Raw genomic sequence first — 17,380 nt, 5'->3', positions numbered from 1 at the left:
ACGCCATGTCCGAACGCCACCCCATCATCTCGATCACCGGTTCGTCCGGCGCCGGCACCACCTCGGTGACGCGCACCTTCAGCAACATCTTCCGGCGCGAGAAGGTCAAGGCCGCCGTCATCGAAGGCGACAGCTTCCACCGCTACGACCGCACCGAGATGCGCGCCAAGCTGGCCGAAGCCGAGAAAGTCGGCAACAAGCACTTCAGCCACTTCGGGCCCGAGAACAACATGTTCAGCGAGCTCGAGCAGCTGTTCCGCAGCTACGGCGAGACCGGCACCGGCCGCTCGCGCAAGTACCTGCACGACCCGGTCGAGGCCGCGCCCTACGGCCAGGAGCCCGGCACCTTCACCGACTGGGAAGACATCGAGCCCGGCACCGACCTGCTGTTCTACGAAGGCCTGCACGGCGCCGTCGTGACGCCCGAGGTCGACATCGCGCGCTACCCGGACCTGCTGATCGGCGTCGTGCCGGTCATCAACCTGGAGTGGATCCAGAAGATCTACCGCGACAAGAACGTGCGCGGCTACTCGACCGAGGCCGTGACCGACACCATCCTGCGGCGCATGCCCGACTACGTGCACTACATCGTCCCGCAGTTCACGCACACGCACGTCAACTTCCAGCGGGTGCCGGTGGTCGACACCTCCAACCCCTTCATCTCGCGCGACATCCCCTGCGCCGACGAGAGCCTGTGCGTGATCCGCTTCTCGAACCCGAAGGGCATCGACTTCCCCTACCTGCTGAACATGATCAACGACTCGTGGATGTCGCGCGCCAACACCATCGTCGTGCCGGGCGGCAAGATGGAGCTGGCGATGCAGCTGATCTTCACGCCCTTCATCTGGCGCATGATGGAACGGCGCAAGCGCGCGCTGGGGGCTCTGTGATGGCAGCACCCACCACCACCCGCCTGGCCGACGCGCTGCGCGTGCTGGCCGTCGACGCCGTCGAGGCCGCCAAGAGCGGCCACCCCGGCGCGCCGATGGGCATGGCCGAGATGGCCACGGTGCTGTGGACGCGCCATCTGCGCCACGACCCGGCCGCTCCCGCCTGGGCCGACCGCGACCGGTTCGTGCTCAGCAACGGCCACGCGTCGATGCTGATCTACGGCCTGCTGCACCTCAGCGGCTACGACCTGCCGCTGGACGAACTGAAGCACTTCCGCCAGCTGCACAGCAAGACCGCCGGCCACCCCGAGGTCGGCGTCACCCCGGGCGTCGAGACCACGACCGGCCCGCTGGGCCAGGGCCTGGCGAACGCGGTCGGCATGGCGCTGGCCGAGAAGCTGCTGGCGGCCGAGTTCAACCGCCCCGGCCACACGCTCGTCGACCACCGCACCTGGGTCTTCCACGGCGACGGCTGCCTGATGGAAGGCATCAGCCACGAAGCCTGCTCGCTCGCCGGCACGCTGCGCCTGTCCAAGCTGGTCGCGCTCTACGACGACAACGGCATCTCGATCGACGGCCACGTCGACGGCTGGTTCACCGACGACACGCCCGCGCGCTTCCGCGCCTACGGCTGGCACGTCATCGGCCCGATCGACGGCCACGACGCCGCCGCGCTCGACGCCGCGATGAGCCAGGCGCGTGCCCAGGGCGACGCCGCCGACGGCAAGCCGACGCTGATCGTCTGCAAGACGAAGATCGGCAAGGGCGCACCGAACAAGGCCGGCGGCCACGATGTGCACGGCGCGCCGCTGGGCACGGCCGAGGTCGCGGCGATGCGCCAGGCACTCGACTGGCCCTGGGGTCCGTTCGAGATCCCCGACGAGCTGCGTGCCGCCTGGGACCAGCACGAACGCGGCGCCGCCGCGCACGCCGACTGGACCCAGCGCCTGGCCGCCTACCGTGCCGCGTACCCGGAGCAGGCCGCCGAGTTCGAACGCCGCATGGCCGGCGAACTGCCGGCCGGTTACGTCGAACGTGCCGCCGAAGCCGTCGCCAGACTCGCCGCTTCGGCCGGCACCGTCGCCACGCGCAAGGCCAGCCAGCTGGCTCTGGACGCGCTGGCGCCGCTGCTGCCGGAGATCTTCGGCGGCTCGGCCGACCTGACCGGCTCCAACCTGACCAACTTCAAGGGCTGCGTCATCGCCGGCCGCGACCGGCCGGGCAACCACCTGAGCTGGGGCGTGCGCGAGTTCGGCATGGCCGCCGCGCTCAACGGCATGGCGCTGCACGGCGGCTTCATCCCCTACGGCGGCACCTTCCTGACTTTCAGCGACTACAGCCGCAACGCGATCCGCATGGCGGCGCTGATGAAGCAGCGCGTGATCCACGTCTTCACCCACGACTCGATCGGCCTGGGCGAAGACGGGCCGACGCACCAGAGCGTCGAACACGTGCCGTCGCTGCGCCTGATCCCGGGGCTGGACGTCTGGCGCCCGGCCGACACCGCCGAGACCGCGGTCGCCTGGGCGAGCGCGATCGAACGCCACGACGGCCCGACGGCGCTGGCGCTGTCGCGCCAGAACCTGGCGCCGGCGGCGGACGCCAGCCGCCTGGCCGAGATCGCCTGCGGCGGCTACGTGCTCGCCGACGCCGCCGGCGCACGCGCCGTGATCATCGGCACCGGCAGCGAGCTGCAGCTGGCGCTGCAGGCGCAGGCGGCGCTGGCCGCCGAGGGCGTGCCGGTGCGGGTGGTCTCGATGCCGAGCACCTCGGTCTTCGACCGCCAGGACGCGGCCTACATCGACGCCGTGCTGCCGCCGGATCTGCCGGCGGTGGCGGTCGAAGCCGCGCACCCCGACTTCTGGCGCAAGTACGTCGGCCGCCGCGGTGCCGTCGTCGGCATCGCCAGCTTCGGCGAATCGGCGCCGGCGCCGGTGCTGTACCAACACTTCGGCATCACCGCCGAACGGGTGGCCGAGGCCGTGCGCGGCCTGCTCGGCTGACGTCCTTCTCGAAGGAGCCCTCCATGCTGCGCGCCCTGCTGATCGACCTCGACGGCACGCTCGTCGACACCGCCCCTGAACTCGCGCTGGCGCTCAACGCCACGCTGCGCGCCTCGGGCCGTGAACCGGTCGACGAAGCCACGGTGCGCGGCTGGATCGGCGACGGCGCGCGTGCGCTGCTGGAGAAGGCCTTCGGCGGCCCGGTCAGCGAGGCCGTCTGGCAGCACTTCTCGCTCGTCTACGGCGAGATCTGCGGTCTGCACAGCACGCTGTTCCCGGGTGCGCGCGAGCTGCTGCAGCGCCTGGCCGACGACGGCGTGCGGCTGGCGCTGCTGACGAACAAGGAAGCCGCCTTCGCCCACCGGCTGCTGGCGCGGCACGACATCGCCGACCTGTTCGACCTGCTCGTCGCCGGCGACTCGCTGGCGGTGCGCAAGCCCGACCCGGCGGTGGCCGGCCACGCGCTGGCCGCGCTCGACGTGCCGGCCGACGAAGCGGCGCTGCTCGGCGACTCGGTCACCGACGTGCGCACCGCACGCGCCGCGGGCTTGCGCGCCTGGGTCGTCGGCCACGGCTACCCGGCGGGCGAGTTCGCCGGCGCCGACCGCCCCGACGCCTTCGTCGCCACGCTGGCGGAGCTCGATCCGCAGGCGCTGGCCGGTGGCGCGGACCGGCAGTCCATCCACTGATCCCGCCGCCGGCGACCTGCGCGCCGGCACCCCCGTTGCCTTTACGACGCAGGAGTCACCATGCCCCTCATCGCGCTGCGCCCGCTGCTCGACCATGCCGCCGAACACGACTACGGCGTGCCCGCCTTCAACGTCAACAACATGGAGCAGATCCAGGCGATCCTGCAGGCAGCGCAAGCCTGCGACGCGCCGGTGATCCTGCAGGCCAGCGCCGGCGCGCGCAAATACGCCGGCGAGCCCTTTCTGCGCAAGCTGGTCGAAGCCGCCGTCGAGCAGTACCCGGCGACGCCGATCTGCCTGCACCAGGACCACGGCGCTTCGCCCGCGGTCTGCGTGCAGGCCATCCGCTCGGGCTTCACCAGCGTGATGATGGACGGCTCGCTGCGCGAGGACCAGAAGACGCCGGCGAGCTACGACTACAACGTCGAGGTCACGCGCCGCGTCGTCGAGATCGCACGTGCGGTCGGCGTCAGCGTCGAAGGCGAGCTCGGCTGCCTCGGCTCGCTGGAGACCGGCACCGCCGGCGAGGAAGACGGTGTCGGCGCCGAAGGTGTGCTCGACCACTCGCAGCTGCTGACCGACCCGGAGCAGGCCGCCGACTTCGTCGCCCGCACCGGCGTCGACGCGCTCGCGATCGCCATCGGCACCAGCCACGGCGCCTACAAGTTCACGCGCCAGCCCACCGGCGACATCCTGGCGATCGAGCGCATCGCCGCGATCCACGCCCGCATCCCGAACACGCATCTGGTGATGCACGGCAGCTCCAGCGTGCCGCAGGAGTGGCTGGCGGTGATCCGCGAACACGGCGGCAGCATCCGCGAGACCTATGGCGTGCCGGTCGAGGAGATCGTGCGCGGCATCCGCCACGGTGTGAGAAAGATCAACATCGACACCGACATCCGCCTCGCGATGACCGGCGCCATGCGAAAAGTCATGGCGGAAAAGCCCGAAGAATTCGATCCTCGCGCCTTTTTGAAAGCCGCGACCGCGGCTGCGCGTGACATCTGCCGGGCCCGCTTCGAGGCCTTCGGCTGTGCGGGACAGGCCTCCCGCATGCTCGCGCAGCCGAAAGCCCGCGCGGCCTGAGGGATGCGAAGATGACACTGAAGGCGCTGCTCTGGGACGTCGACGGCACCCTGGCCGAAACCGAGGATCACGGCCACCGCGTCGCGTTCAACCTCGCGTTCAAGGAGGCCGGGCTGCGCTGGCGCTGGGACAGCGAGCTCTACGGCGACCTGCTCAAGGTCACCGGCGGCAAGGAGCGGCTGATGGCCTGGCTGCAGCGCGTCGACCCCGAGGCCGCCGCCGCGCCCGAGGCGCTGCGCCGCATGACGCTGCTGCACGAGCGCAAGACCGCGATCTACGTCGACCTGCTGACGCGCCGCGCCGTCGGCCTGCGCCCCGGTGTGCTGCGCCTGCTCGACGAAGCCCAGGCCGGCGGCCTGCGCCAGGCGATCGCGACGACGACGACGCCGGCCAACGTCACCCAGCTGATCGACGTGACGCTGGGCGGCCGCGGCCACCGGCTGTTCGAGGTCGTCGGTGCCGGCGACGCGGTGCCGCACAAGAAGCCCGCGCCCGACATCTACCGCTGGGTGCTGGAGCGGCTGCAGCTGGAGCCCCGGGACTGCCTGGCGGTCGAGGACTCGCGCATGGGCGTCGAGGCCGCGGTGGCCGCCGGCGTGCCGGTGCTGCTGGTGCGCAGCCGCTACACCGGCACGGCGACGATCCCCGGCACCGTCGGCGACCTGCCCAGCCTCGAAGGCGTGCGCCTGCAGCAGCTGCGCGACTGGCATGCGCAGGCGGTGCAGGGCAGCGCCGCGGCCGCCTGAGTCTTTCTTCCTAGTGCACCGTGCAGACCATGCACGGGTCGAACGAACGCACCACGTGCTGCACCGCGACCGGCGTCTTCTCGCCGGGTGCGACCGGGGTGCCGACCAGCGCCGCTTCGAGTGCACCGGGCACGCCGGCGGCGTCGCGCGGCGAGAAGTTCCAGCTCGTCGGCGCGACGATCTGCCAGTTGGCGATGCGGCCGCGCTCCAGCCGCACCCAGTGGCCGAGCGCACCGCGTGCGGCTTCGGTCAGGCCGCAGCCTTCGCCCTCGTCAGGCAGCCGTGTCGGCCGGTGGAAGGGCTCGCGCGGCACGATCGCCGCCAGCGCACGCTCCATCAGCAGCGGCAGGCTGGCCAGCTCGACCAGCCGTGCCAGCACACGCGTCGCGACGTTGCAGCCCTGGCGCGCCACCACGTCGGCCACCAGCGGCTGGCCGGCGAGCAGCTGGCGCGCCAGCGCCCCGGTCTCGACGACACGCCCGGCCAGCCGCGGCGCCTTGTTCCAGGTGTAGCCGCCGGCTTTGTCGGCGTCGGGCAGCGTCAGGCCGCGGCTGGGGTGCAGCGCACCGTCGGGTGAATCGGCCAGCCAGGCGTGGCTCGCGTCTTCGCTGATCGCCGCCAGCTCCAGCGCCGAGACGCTGCCGTTCTCCCAGAGCCCGGGTGGGAAGGCATGGCTGCCGTCGGGCTGCAGGAAGCCGCCGTAGCCCAGCAGCCGGCCGGGGCCGGGGCCCAGCGTTTGCAGCTGCAGGTCGGCGGCGATCTCCAGCCAGAGCCGGAAGTCGCCGCGCCGCGGGGCGGCGTCGCGCCAGCGTTCCAGCGCCGCGCCATCGCGCAGCGCCAGCACTTCCTCCAGCGGCGCAGCGAAGAGCTCGTGCTCGAGGAAGGCGCGGAACTCGCGCACCCGCGCCAGCAGCCGCAGGCGCTCGGCGGCCTCGATCGCACGCGAGCTGCCGCCGGGCTGGATGCTCTGCGTGTGCGGCCACTTGCCGCCCAGCGTGCCCAGCAGCTCGAACCAGCGCTGGCGCGCGGCGATCGCCCGCCGCGCCTGGCTGCCGGCGAGCGCGGCGAAACGCGCTTCGGCTTCGGCGAACCAGGGCCGGCCGGCGTAGGCCGGGCGGGTGAAGTCGGGCAGGAAAAACAGGTAGAAGTGCGACAGGTGGTCGGCCGCGTTTTCGCAGCCCAGCATCAGGTTGGTCGTGTGCACGCCGTTGGGCGGCGGTGTGACGCCGGCCGCGGCGGCCAGCGCCCGCGCCGCAGCCACCGACTGCGACACCGAGCAGATGCCGCAGATGCGTGGCACCACCACCAGCGCGTCCATCGCCGGGCGGCCGACCAGCATCTGCTCGAAGCCGCGGTACATCGGCGAGACGACCTCGGCCGAGGCGACGCGGCCGTCGGCGACATCCAGCCGCACTTCGAGATCGCCCTCCACGCGGTTGAAGGGCCCGACGATCAGCCGGCTCATTCAGGCTCCGGGCTTCATTTGCGCGTGCGCCGGATCGCCGGCGGCACGACCAGGTGGTCGGCCACCGCGTTCTGCTTCACGCGCCGCGGCGTCGCGCTCTTGGCGAGCGAGGACAGCGCGACGAACCAGGCCTTGGGCATGTCGGTCGGCAGCCCGATCGGGATGCCGGCGAGTTTGGGCGTGGTGTCGAAGGCGTGGCCGGGGGTCTGGAAGCCGGGTTCGGTGCAGCTGATGCAGGCGTAGCCGCCGCGTGTGCACGAGCCTTCGCCGTTCCACAGCCGGGTGTTGCAGTCGGCGTGCGCCTGCGTGCCCTTGCAGCCCAGGTGTTCCATCATGCAGCCCAGGTCCGAGGGCTGTTCGGCGCTGGCCTTGAACTCGTAGTACTCGTTGCGTGTGCAGCCGTGGTGCACCAGCTGGTCGGCGTAGAAACGCGGGCGCTGCAGCGCGTCCAGGTCTTCGGCGGCCAGGCTGCCGTCGGCCAGCGCCATCAGCGTTTCGATGACCCAGCCCGGGTGCGTCGGGCAGCCGGCGACGTTGACCACCGGCAGCCCGCCGGCGGCGCGGAAACCCGCGCCCAGCAGCCCGCCGGCGATTTCGTCCTCGTACTGCAGGCCGCAGGCTTCGGTCGGGTTGGCGCCGGCGGCGCTGACGCCGCCCCAGGCGGCGCAGCTACCGACCGCGACGACGTGGCGCACGACGCCGGCCAGGCGCCGCACCCAGGCCGTCATCGCGACGCCGGTGCCGGCCAGCAGGTGAAAACGCCCGCTGCCGTTCGGGCCGCGCAGCAGCGCGCCTTCGAGCACCAGCGCGTCGACCTTCACGCGGCCGGCGATCACGTCCTCGAGCAGCGCGACGACCTCGGTGCCGCTGGCCTGCGACAGCGACGGGTGCCACAGCAGCCGGATGCCGGCGTCGGCCAGCAGCGCCGGGAAGTCGCTGCTGTCGGCGCACAGCAGCGACATGCTGCAGCCGCCGCAGCCGCCGCTCTGCAGCCACAGCACGTCGAAGGTTTCGGGCGAGCGTGTGCTCACGTCGGCGACTCCAGCCCGAAACGCTGCAGCTTGGCGCGCAGCCCCATGCGCGACAGGCCGAGTTCGGCCGCGGCCTGGGTCTTGTTCCACTGCAGGCGCAGCATGGTTTCGCGCAGGATCATCGCCTCGACCGCGTCCAGCCGCTGCTGCAGCCTGCCGCTGGCCGGCAGTGCGGCGCTGCTGGCCACGGCACCGGTCTGGCCCTGCAGCAGCCGGCGCGACAGCGCGCGCGCCGGCAGCTGCATCTCGTCGCTGAGTGCCAGCGCGCGTGCCAGCTCGTTGCGCAGCTCGCGGATGTTGCCGGGCCAGGGATAACCCATCAGCACCGCACGGCAGTCGGCGTCCAGGCCGCTGACCGGGCGGCCGAGTTCGGCCGAGACGTCGGCCAGCAGCTGTTCGGCGATGGCGACGATGTCGCCCGGGCGTTCGCGCAGCGGCGGCAGCTCCAGGCAGACGCCGGCGATGCGGTAGAACAGGTCTTCGCGGAAGCTGCCCTGGCGCATCGCGGCGTCGAGGTCGCGGTGGGTCGCGGCGATCACACGCACGTCCACCGGCAGCGTGCGCGACGAACCCACCGGCCGCACCTCCCCTTCCTGCAGCACACGCAGCAGCTTGACCTGGAAGGCGGTCGAGGTGTCGCCGACCTCGTCGAGGAAGATGGTGCCGCCGTCGGCCTGCTGGAACAGGCCGATGCGGTCCTCGACCGCGCCGGTGAACGAGCCGCGTTTGTGGCCGAAGAGTTCGGTCTCGAGCAGCGTGTCGGGCACCGCGCCGCAGTTGACGACGACGAAGGGCCCGGCGACACGCGGCGAGGCGCAGTGGATGGCCCGCGCCAGCAGCTCCTTGCCGGTGCCCGATTCGCCCAGGATCAGCGCCGACAGGTCGTAGCGTGCGACCCGTTCGGCCAGCGCGCAGACGGCGTCCAGCGGGCTGCCGGGGGCGCGCACGATGCGCTCGAAGTCGTAGGCGCGGCGCACCTCGCGCAGCTTGAGCTCGCGCCGCTGCTGCAGCGCACGCGGGCCGGCGCGCAGGTCCAGCTCCAGCCGCTGCAGCCCGTGCTGCAGGCTGCTGGCTTCGACCGCGCTGCGCACCGTCGCCAGCAGGTGCTCGGGCGTCCAGGGCTTGAGCACGTACTGGAAGATGCCGGCTTCGTTGACGCCGGCGATGATGTCCTGGCTGTCGGTGTAGCCCGACACCAGGATGCGCACGACGTCGGGCCAGGTCTCGCGGATCTGCTTGAAGAACTCGACGCCCGACAGACCCGGCATGCGCTGGTCGCAGAGCACGACCTGGATCGCGTGGCGCTCGAGCATGCCGCGTGCGGCTTCGGCGTCGGGGGCCGTGAGCACGCGGAACTCCTCGTCCAGCGTGCGCCGCATCGCCTCCAGCGAGCGCTGTTCGTCGTCGACGACCAGCACCCAGGGCGGCTCGCGGCTCGCGTTCGCCAGCGCACGTGCCGCGGCCAGATCGGATTCGGGGGCGTTCATCGGGAGGGGAGCCGCCGGAGGTGGCGGCCGGGGGCCATGCTAGCGGCCAAGGGCCTGCGCTGGCTTACGCGTTTTCCGCAGCCGACTGCTTCGATCGATGCGGCGCCGCCAGGTACTCACCGACGGCCGCCGTTCACTCGATATCGAAGGACCCGCTGGCCGACACGTAGCCGATCGGCTGGAACAGACCGGAGCCGACGTACTGCAGCTGCAGCGCGTCGCCTTGTTCGCCGCTGATCGAGCCCGAGGTCCCGGGCGTTGTCGCCGAACCGCGTGTCCCGAGCACGATGTCGCCGCTGTCGGCGAGTGCCGTCAGCGAAAGGCCGTCCGCACTGCTCGTCACCGCGGTCCAGTTGGCGCTGCTCGCACTGGACGTCCAGGTCGCGCCGCTGTCGTCGGACCCGTAGAGCAGGCCGCCGGTCACGGCGGCGACGAGGTGGCGCCCGTTGGCCGAGCAGGCCACCTGGCGCCAGGCGCGGTTGGTCGTCAGCGCCTCCCAGCTCTCGCCGTAGTCCTTGGATGTCCAGACGGCGCCGGTGTCGACGGTGGCGTAGATGCGCTGGCCGTCGGCCGACATCGCCAGGCCCCACCAGTACTGGGCGCTGACGCGCGCGGTCCAGCTGCTGCCGTAGTCCGTCGAGACGTAGAGCTGGTCGCCGTTGGTGCCGGCCACGAGGATGCGGCCATCGGCCGAAGACGCCAGCGCACGCCAGGCCCGGTTGCTGGCCCTCGGCGTCCAGCTGGCGCCGCCGTCGCTGGACACCCAGATCTGGCCGAGATAGGCCGCGGCCACCAGGCGGCTGCCGTCGGCCGAAGCGGCGACCGCACTCCAGCCGCGTGACGAGCCGTCATCGGTCCAGCTGACACCACCGTCACCGGAGAGGTGGATCGCGCCGCCGTTGGCGACCGCGACGATCTTCAGGCCGTCGCTGGACGAGGCGACCGCAGTCCAGGGCTGGCCGGTGGCCCGCAGGATCCAGCTGTCGCCGCCGTCGTTGGTCGTGTAGAGGGCGCCCAAGGAGCTGACGGCGACGCGGCGGCTGCCGTCGGACGATGACGCCGCGCCGGCCCAGTTGCCGCTCACCCCGGTGGCGGTCCAGCTCAGGGCCAGGCCTCCGGGCAGGCCGAGCGTGCTGATGCGCTGCCCGGCGTTCTGGGCGATCGTCCAGCCGCCGCTGCCGACGCCGGTGACCTTCACCCAGTCGCCCACCTCGGGCGCCGGCGGCAGCGTGATGGTGATGTCGCTGCTCGAGTTCGCCAGATAACCGGTGTTGGCCGCCGCCTGGACCGGGCCGGAGGTGAGCTCGATCCAGTTCGTGTCGGCCGGGGCGGCGCTGCAAACGTAGGCCGTGGACGTGACCTCTGCCGCATCCAGGACCCCGTCGTCGTCGAGGTCCACGCCGGTCTGGATCTTCTGCCCGCCATAGGCGCACAGGCTGCCGGCGGCTTCGCTGGCGAAGGTGAGCAGGCTGCTGTGGCCGTTGGCGCCATCGGCCCCCGTCGAGCCGGTCGCACCGGTCGCACCGGTCGCACCGGTGCTGCCCGGCGCGCCGCCGCAAACGTAGGCCGTGCTCGTGACCTCGGCGTCGTCGAGGTAGCCGTCGGCGTCGCCGTCCGCGCCCGCCAGCACCTGGGTGCCGCCCTGGGCACAGTGCGCGCCGGCGGCTTCGGTCTGCAGCCGCACCAGCGTCGTGAGTCCGTCGCTGCCGTCCGTGCCGTCGGCGCCGTCCGATCCGTTGGAACCGTCGGAACCGTCGGAACCGTCGGAACCGTCCGTCCCGTGGCAGACGTATTGCGTGGACGTGACCTCGGTGTCGTCCAGCGTGCCGTCCAGATCCGCATCGAGGCCTGCCTCGACCCGAACGCCGCCATTGGCACAGGCGGTGCCGGCGGACTCCGCGCTCAGGCGCACCAGGGCGCTCGCCGAGGGCTGCGACAAGTCGATGTCGTCCCCGGAGTCACCGCCGCAAGCGCCGAGCCCCAGGCAGGCCAGGACGGCGACCAGACCGGGTCTCCAGCGGCTGCGAAACTCGATGGCAGGAGGGGCGGACGGGGCTTGATGCAGCATGGTTGATGTGCGGTCGCACGTTGAATCGCTGTGACCGTATCAGTATCAGCCGGGATCATGCGGTGCAGCCCAGGACGACGCCTGATCGACGCGCGGGCGCCACGCCAAGCCCTTCAGCAGATGCGCGGCAACTGTTCCCCGCTAAGCCAGTCGACGATGCGCCGCCCGCCCAGCCGCGTCTTCATCTGCACGAAACGCTGCGCGTCGACGCCGACGCGGCCGATGCAGACGGCTTGTGTGCCCAGCGGGTGGGCGCGCATCGCGGCCAGCACGGCGTCGGCGGCTTCGGGCGCGACGATGGCGACGAGCTTGCCTTCGTTGGCGACGTAGAGCGGGTCCAGGCCCAGCAGTTCGCAAGCCGCGGCCACCTGCGGCTGCAGCGGGATCGTCGCTTCGTCGAGCTCGATGCCGACACCCGACTGGCGCGTGATCTCGTTGAGCGTCGTCGCCAGGCCGCCGCGTGTCGGGTCGCGCAGCGTCCGCACGGCGCCGTCGGGCACGGCGGCCAGCATCGCCGCGACCAAGCCGTTCAGCGCCGCGGTGTCGGAGACGATCTGGGTCTCGAAGGCCAGCGACTCGCGCTGCGACAGCACCGCGACACCGTGTTCGCCTATCGTGCCCGACAGCAGCACCAGGTCGCCCGGCCGCGCGTTCGCACCGCTGACCGAGCGCCCCGGCGGCAGTGCGCCTACGCCGGTGGTCGTGATGAAGACGCCGTCGCCCTTGCCGCGTTCGACGACCTTGGTGTCGCCGGTGACGATGGCGACGCCGGCGGCGCGCGCCGCCGCGGCCATGGCCTCGACGATGGTCTTCAGTTCCGCTAGCGCAAAACCTTCTTCGAGGATGAAGCTCGCGGCCAGGTACAGCGGCGTCGCGCCCAGCATCGCGACGTCGTTGACGGTGCCATGCACCGCCAGGCAGCCGATGTTGCCGCCCGGGAAGACCAGCGGCGAGATCACGTGGCCGTCGGTCGCCATCACCAGCCGGTGGCCGGGCGGCAGCGCCGGCAGCGCGGCGCCGTCGTCACCCTGGCGCAGCCAGTCGTTGTCGAAGCAACGCGCGAACAGCTCGTCGACCAGTTGCGCCGCCGCGCGCCCGCCGGCGCCGTGGTTCAGGTCGATGCGGCCGTGGCGCCAGTCGAGCGGGCGTTGGTAGTCAGACTTCATGGGCGTTGGATGAAAGCAGCCGGGTACGCGGCGCGACGCGGCATCAAGCGGACGCCGCGGACGGGCTTTGCCCGGCCGCTGGCGTCGCCCCCTTGAGGGGGAGCGCCGCAGGCGCTTCGGGGGTGATCCTGAATCTGCCGTAGGCGTAGTGCGCGGCGCAGGCTCCCTCCGAGGACACCATGCACGAACCCATCGCGTTGTCGGGCGTGCAGACGCTGCCGAAGAGCTTGCAGTCGGTCGGTGTCTTCAGGCCGCGCAGGATCGCGCCGCACTCGCATTGCTTGTGGTCGGGCACCGGCCGGTAGTGCAGGTCGAAACGCCGCTCGGCGTCGAAGGCGGCGTACGCTGGCCGGATGCGCAGCGCACTGTCGGGCACGGTGCCCAGGCCGCGCCACTCGAAGCTCTCGCGGTGTTCGAAGACCTCGGCCATCGCCGCGATCGCCGCCGGGTTGCCGCCGCGGCCGACGGCGCGCAGGAACTCGTTCTCGACCTCGGCCCGGCCCTCGTTGACCTGGCGCAGCAGCATCAGCACCGCCTGCATCACGTCCAGCGGCTCGAAGCCGGCGATGACCACCGGCTTGCGGTAGGCGGCGGCAAACGGTTCGTACGGCGCCGAGCCGATGACGATGCTGACGTGCGCCGGGCCGATGAAACCGTCCAGCGGCAGCGTGCCCCAGTCCGCGACCTCGGGCGAATCGAGCACGTGGCGGATCGCCGCCGGCGTCAGCACGTGGCAGCAGAGCACGCTGAAGTTGGCCAGGCCTTCGGCCGCAGCCTGGCGGATCACGAGCGCGGTCGGCGGCGTCGTCGTCTCGAAGCCGATGGCGAAGAACACGACCTCGCGCGCCGGATTCTGGCGCGCGACCTTCAGCGCGTCGGCGGCCGAATAGACCATGCGGATGTCGCCGCCGCGTGCCTTGGCTTTCAGCAGCGAGAGCCCGCCCGAGGCCGGCACACGCAGCGTGTCGCCGTAGCTGCAGAGGATGGCGCTGTGCTCCAGCGCGAGTGCGATCGCCTGGTCGACACGCCCGATCGGCAGCACGCAGACGGGGCAGCCGGGTCCGTGGATCATCCTCACGTTGGCCGGCAGCAGCGACGCGACGCCGTAGCGCGCGATGGCATGCGTGTGGCCGCCGCAGAACTCCATGAAGCCGTAGGCGCGTGCCGGGTCGGCTTCGGCGGCGATGCGTTCGGCCAGGCGCTGCGCGGCGTCGTGGTCGCGGAACTCGTCGACGTATTTCATCGGCCGGCCTCCAGCTCGGCAAACAGCGCCAGCGTGCGTGCCGCCTCCTCGGGGTCGATGCGGCCGATCGCGAAGCCGACGTGCACGATGACGTAGTCGCCCGGCACGGCTTCGGGCACCAGCGCCAGCGACACGCTCTTGCGCACGCCGCCGAGGTCGACGAGCGCTTCGTCGCCGTCGCGGCGTTCGACGACGAGGGCGGGCAGGGCCAGGCACATCAGGTGGTCTCCATCATCTCGGCCAGGCGGCGTTCGGCCACCCGGCACTGGCCGCGCGCGAGGCCGGCGTCGCCGCAGTCGGCCAGGGCCGCCGGGCGCAGCGGCTCGAGGTCGTGTGCTGCCAGCCCTGCTTCGATGCGTGCCGACAGCACGCGGTTGAAGAAGCAGCCGCCGCCGAGCACGACGCGGCGGATGCCGGCGTCGCGGCAGGCCGCCGCCGAGGCGGCGACCAGGCCGTCGGCGAGCGCGCGGTGGAACAGCGCGGCGCCGCGTGCGGCCTCGCCACGTTCGCCGAGTTCGACCAGGCGCGCGGCCACCGGACGCAGGTCGACGAGACCGGCATGCAGCGTCGCGGCGACGGCCGGGTCTTCGTCGGCCTGGCCGCGGGCCAGCTGTTCGAGCGCGATCGCGGCCTCGGCTTCGTGGCCCTGGCGCACCGAGAGGCCCAGCAGCCCGGCGGCGGCGTCGAACCAGCGGCCGGCGCTCGTCGTCTGCGGGCAGTTCAGGCCACGCTGCAGCAGGCTGCAGACGGTGCGCGCCGCGGTCGCGCCGACGGCGGGCGCCAGGCGTGCTTCGATCTCGGCGCCGCGGCCGAGGGCGTGCAGCGCTGCCGCGGCCATGCGCCAGGGTTCCTGCGCCGCGCGGTCGGCGCCGGGCAAGCCCAGCGGCGGCAGGTGGCCGACGCGGCGATGCTGCGCGCCGTCGACCCACAGGATCTCGCCGCCCCAGGCGCCGCCGTCGTCGCCGAGGCCGAAACCGTCCAGCGCCAGGCCGATCACCGGGCCGTCGAGGCGGTGTTCGGCCATCACCGCAGCGACGTGGGCGACGTGGTGCTGCACGGCCACCGCCGGCACGCCCAGCTCGGCCGCGAGTGCCAGCGCGACGCGGGTGCTGTGGAAGTCGGGGTGCAGGTCGTGCGCGACCGCGTCGACGCGGCCGTCGACACGCTCCAGCAGCGCCGCGACCGAGGCTTCGAGCGCAACGCAGGCCTCGGGCGTGCCGAGGTCGCCGTGCAGCGCCGAGGCCGTGAACCGGCCGTCGACCGACAGCCCGGCGACGTTCTTCAGGAACGCGCCGGTGGCCAGAATGCTGCTCATCCCGGCTGCCCGCCGAGCGCACGCACCTGGGCTTCGAGCTCGGCGATGCGGCGTTTCAAGGCTGCGTCGCCGTCGGCCGCCTGCGCCGGCTGCGGCGCCAGGTGCAGCAGCCAGTCCAGCCAGGCGTCCAGCCCGTCGCCGCTGCGCGCCGACACCTGCAGCACCTCGATCGCCGGGTTCACGCGGCGCGCGTATTCGATGCAGCGCGCGACGTCGAAGTCCAGGTGCGGCAGCAGGTCGGTCTTGTTCAGCAGCATCAGCCGCGCGGCGGCGAACATGTCTGGGTACTTCAGCGGCTTGTCCTCGCCTTCGGTGACCGAGAGGATGGCCACCTTGGCCGCTTCGCCCAGGTCCCACAGCGCCGGGCAGACGAGGTTGCCGACGTTTTCGATGAACAGCAGGCGCTCGGTGTGGGCGTGGCCGTGATCGTGATGGTGGCCGTGGTGCTCGTCGTCGTGGTGGTGTCCGTGGCCGTGGTGGCGGTGCAGCGGCAGCTGCTCGAACGCCGCCGCGACCATGGGCGCATCCAGATGGCAACCCTTGCCGGTGTTGACCTGCACCGCCGGCGCGCCGGTGGCGCGGATGCGGTCGGCGTCGTTCGAGGTCTGCTGGTCGCCTTCGATGACGGCGATTTCGAGCTCGGGCGCGCGCCGGCGCAGCGCCGCTATCGTCGCGCACAGCAGCGTCGTCTTGCCCGATCCGGGGCTGGACACCAGGTTCAGCGCCGTGACGCCGTGGGCGACGAAGTGCGCGCGGTTCTGCGCCGCGACGCGGTCGTTGGCGCCTAGCACGTCGGCTTCGAGCTTGATCGCCCGTTCGGCACTCAAACCCGGCACCGAGACACGCGCGGCGTTGGCGCCGAAGTCCAGGTCGCCATTGGCCGCCACCACGGCGCCGGCCTCTTGCGCGTGCTCGCCCGAGCAGCCACACACGACACACATCTTCGTCTCCTTCGTTGTTCAGGCCACGAGCAAATCGATGACCTTGAGTTCGGTTCCGCCGGTGACCTGCAGCTTGTAGCCGCCGCAGCGCGGGCAGGGCTGGCCGCGGGCCGGGATCTCGACGCCGCAGCCGCAGTCCAGGCACCAGGCCTGGCCCGGCGGCTCGTCGATCTCGACGCGGGCACCTTCCAGCGCCGTGCCCGGGGCCATCGATTCGAGCGCAAAACGCAGCGCCCGCACCTCGACGCCGGCCAGCGCCGGGGCCGACAGGCGCAGCAGCGTCACGCGCTCGAAACGTTCGCGCGCCGCGCAGTCCTCGACGATGCGCAGGATGCCGCCGGCCAGGCTCACTTCATGCATGGTGCGCCTCTGTCAGCGTGCGCACCGGCACGCAGGGGTCGAAAGCCGCCGCCAGCAGTTCGGCATCGTCGCCGTCTTCGGGCGCCAGCGCCTGCAGCGTGCGTGCGAGCACGCCGTCGGCGTGGAAATTCCATTCGGTGGGTGCGAGCACGCGGTAGTCGGCGATGCGGCCGTCTTCGACCCGCACCCGGTGCAGCAGCAGCCCGCGTGCGGTTTCGGCCCAGGCCAGGCCGGTGCCGGCGTCCAGCGCCGTCGCGCCTTGCGCCAGCCGGCCGGGGTCGGCGGCCAGGCGCACCAGGTCGACCAGGCGTGACGCAAGTCGTTCCCAGGCGTTGACCGGCGCCGCAGCGCCGTCGGCGGCGCGTGACCAGGGCCCCGTGTCGGGCACGCCGGAGTCGAGTCGCGGCTGCAGCGCGTAGCCGGCTTCGGCACCCAGGCGGCGTGCGATCTCGGGCAGCGCCGCCAGCGTCAGCACGCCGGGAGCCGCCGGTGTCGCCAGCGCCTGGGCGCGGCCGCGCATCGTGCGCAGCGCCTGGGCGGCGGGTGTCGGGTTGTGTTCGCACCAGGCGGCGATGCGCTCGGCGTCGGTGCCGCGACGCAGCCAGTCGGCCGGCACCGCCAGGTGTTGCCGCAGCCAGCCGGCGAGCAGCGCGCCGCGGTCGGCGCCGCCGCCGGGCGCCCACAGCGGGGCCGCGGCGGCCAGCGCGGGCAGGTCGGGTGCCGCACCCGGCGCGTGACGGCACGGCCAGTCGTGGCACAGGCGCAGCAGGTGTTCACGCACGGTCGAGGCGAACAGCGCCAGGCCGCCGTCGGCCGGCGCCGGGCCGGCGCCGGCCGCGGCCAGCGCGGCGCGCGCGGCGAGTTCGTGCGCCGGTGCACACAGCGTGAAC

General features: G+C 72.4%; 16 protein-coding genes. 5 read left to right on the top strand and 11 right to left on the bottom strand.

From position 1 onward, the window contains the following. Nucleotides 1–5: 5 nt before the first annotated feature. The 5 genes from CKO43_RS13370 to CKO43_RS13350 are packed head-to-tail and all read left to right on the top strand — an operon-like array spanning nt 6 to nt 5,414. Nucleotides 6–890, top strand: a complete 885-nt coding sequence (locus tag CKO43_RS13370; RefSeq protein WP_200230595.1) for a phosphoribulokinase — start codon at nt 6–8, stop codon at nt 888–890. Beyond that, on the top strand, nt 890–2,893 hold the full coding sequence (tkt, locus tag CKO43_RS13365; protein WP_200378951.1) for a transketolase: 2,004 nt from the start codon (nt 890–892) through the stop codon (nt 2,891–2,893). Before CKO43_RS13370 ends, tkt begins: the two co-directional genes overlap by 1 nt. Nucleotides 2,894–2,916: 23 nt before the next feature. Next, entirely contained in the window at nt 2,917–3,582 is a 666-nt protein-coding gene (locus tag CKO43_RS13360; protein ID WP_200378950.1) for an HAD-IA family hydrolase, read from the top strand. Between the two features lie 60 nt (nt 3,583–3,642). Then, nucleotides 3,643–4,668 carry a class II fructose-bisphosphate aldolase gene (fba, locus tag CKO43_RS13355; RefSeq protein WP_200230592.1) on the top strand — a complete coding sequence of 342 codons (1,026 nt, stop codon included), beginning with the start codon at nt 3,643–3,645 and terminating at the stop codon, nt 4,666–4,668. Between the two features lie 11 nt (nt 4,669–4,679). Continuing rightward, the gene (locus tag CKO43_RS13350; protein ID WP_200378949.1) at nt 4,680–5,414 is read left to right on the top strand and encodes an HAD-IA family hydrolase; all 735 of its coding nucleotides are present in this window, start codon (nt 4,680–4,682) and stop codon (nt 5,412–5,414) included. Nucleotides 5,415–5,424: 10 nt separating this feature from the next. On the opposite strand, the gene CKO43_RS13345 is transcribed toward CKO43_RS13350, so the two are convergent. The 11 genes from CKO43_RS13345 to CKO43_RS13295 form a co-directional block, all read right to left on the bottom strand. Then, entirely contained in the window at nt 5,425–6,879 is a 1,455-nt protein-coding gene (locus tag CKO43_RS13345) for a nickel-dependent hydrogenase large subunit (protein ID WP_200378948.1), read from the bottom strand. A 14-nt stretch (nt 6,880–6,893) separates the two neighbouring features. After that, the gene (locus tag CKO43_RS13340) at nt 6,894–7,910 is read right to left on the bottom strand and encodes an NADH-quinone oxidoreductase subunit B family protein (RefSeq protein WP_200378947.1); all 1,017 of its coding nucleotides are present in this window, start codon (nt 7,908–7,910) and stop codon (nt 6,894–6,896) included. Then, nucleotides 7,907–9,397 (bottom strand): sigma-54-dependent transcriptional regulator, encoded by a 1,491-nt coding sequence (locus CKO43_RS13335; protein ID WP_200378946.1) that lies wholly within the window; start codon nt 9,395–9,397, stop codon nt 7,907–7,909. Before CKO43_RS13335 ends, CKO43_RS13340 begins: the two co-directional genes overlap by 4 nt. Before the next feature lie 133 nt (nt 9,398–9,530). Continuing rightward, complete coding sequence (locus tag CKO43_RS13330; RefSeq protein WP_200378945.1) at nt 9,531–11,336, bottom strand: WD40/YVTN/BNR-like repeat-containing protein; 1,806 nt, start codon at nt 11,334–11,336, stop codon at nt 9,531–9,533. Between the two features lie 242 nt (nt 11,337–11,578). Beyond that, on the bottom strand, nt 11,579–12,631 hold the full coding sequence (hypE, locus tag CKO43_RS13325; RefSeq protein WP_200230585.1) for a hydrogenase expression/formation protein HypE: 1,053 nt from the start codon (nt 12,629–12,631) through the stop codon (nt 11,579–11,581). 43 nt (nt 12,632–12,674) lie between these two features. Further along, the gene (hypD, locus tag CKO43_RS13320; RefSeq protein ID WP_200378944.1) at nt 12,675–13,874 is read right to left on the bottom strand and encodes a hydrogenase formation protein HypD; all 1,200 of its coding nucleotides are present in this window, start codon (nt 13,872–13,874) and stop codon (nt 12,675–12,677) included. Next, entirely contained in the window at nt 13,871–14,092 is a 222-nt protein-coding gene (locus tag CKO43_RS13315) for a HypC/HybG/HupF family hydrogenase formation chaperone (RefSeq protein WP_200378943.1), read from the bottom strand. The genes hypD and CKO43_RS13315 overlap by 4 nt, the downstream gene beginning before the upstream one ends. Continuing rightward, the gene (locus CKO43_RS13310; RefSeq protein WP_200378942.1) at nt 14,092–15,189 is read right to left on the bottom strand and encodes a Kae1-like domain-containing protein; all 1,098 of its coding nucleotides are present in this window, start codon (nt 15,187–15,189) and stop codon (nt 14,092–14,094) included. The genes CKO43_RS13315 and CKO43_RS13310 overlap by 1 nt, the downstream gene beginning before the upstream one ends. Further along, nucleotides 15,186–16,130, bottom strand: a complete 945-nt coding sequence (gene hypB, locus CKO43_RS13305; protein ID WP_200378941.1) for a hydrogenase nickel incorporation protein HypB — start codon at nt 16,128–16,130, stop codon at nt 15,186–15,188. Before hypB ends, CKO43_RS13310 begins: the two co-directional genes overlap by 4 nt. Nucleotides 16,131–16,148: 18 nt before the next feature. Beyond that, complete coding sequence (locus CKO43_RS13300; protein ID WP_200230577.1) at nt 16,149–16,490, bottom strand: hydrogenase maturation nickel metallochaperone HypA/HybF; 342 nt, start codon at nt 16,488–16,490, stop codon at nt 16,149–16,151. Then, nucleotides 16,483–17,380, bottom strand: an 898-nt coding sequence (locus CKO43_RS13295; protein WP_200378940.1) for a nickel-dependent hydrogenase large subunit, incomplete at its 5' end; no start/stop codon positions are given. The genes CKO43_RS13295 and CKO43_RS13300, both read right to left, overlap by 8 nt.

Origin of the sequence: Rubrivivax gelatinosus (assembly GCF_016583785.1) — a bacterium.
In the GTDB taxonomy this organism is placed as follows: Bacteria; Pseudomonadota; Gammaproteobacteria; order Burkholderiales; family Burkholderiaceae_C; genus Rubrivivax; species Rubrivivax gelatinosus_B.
This window is presented reverse-complemented; position numbering and strand designations above follow the sequence as displayed.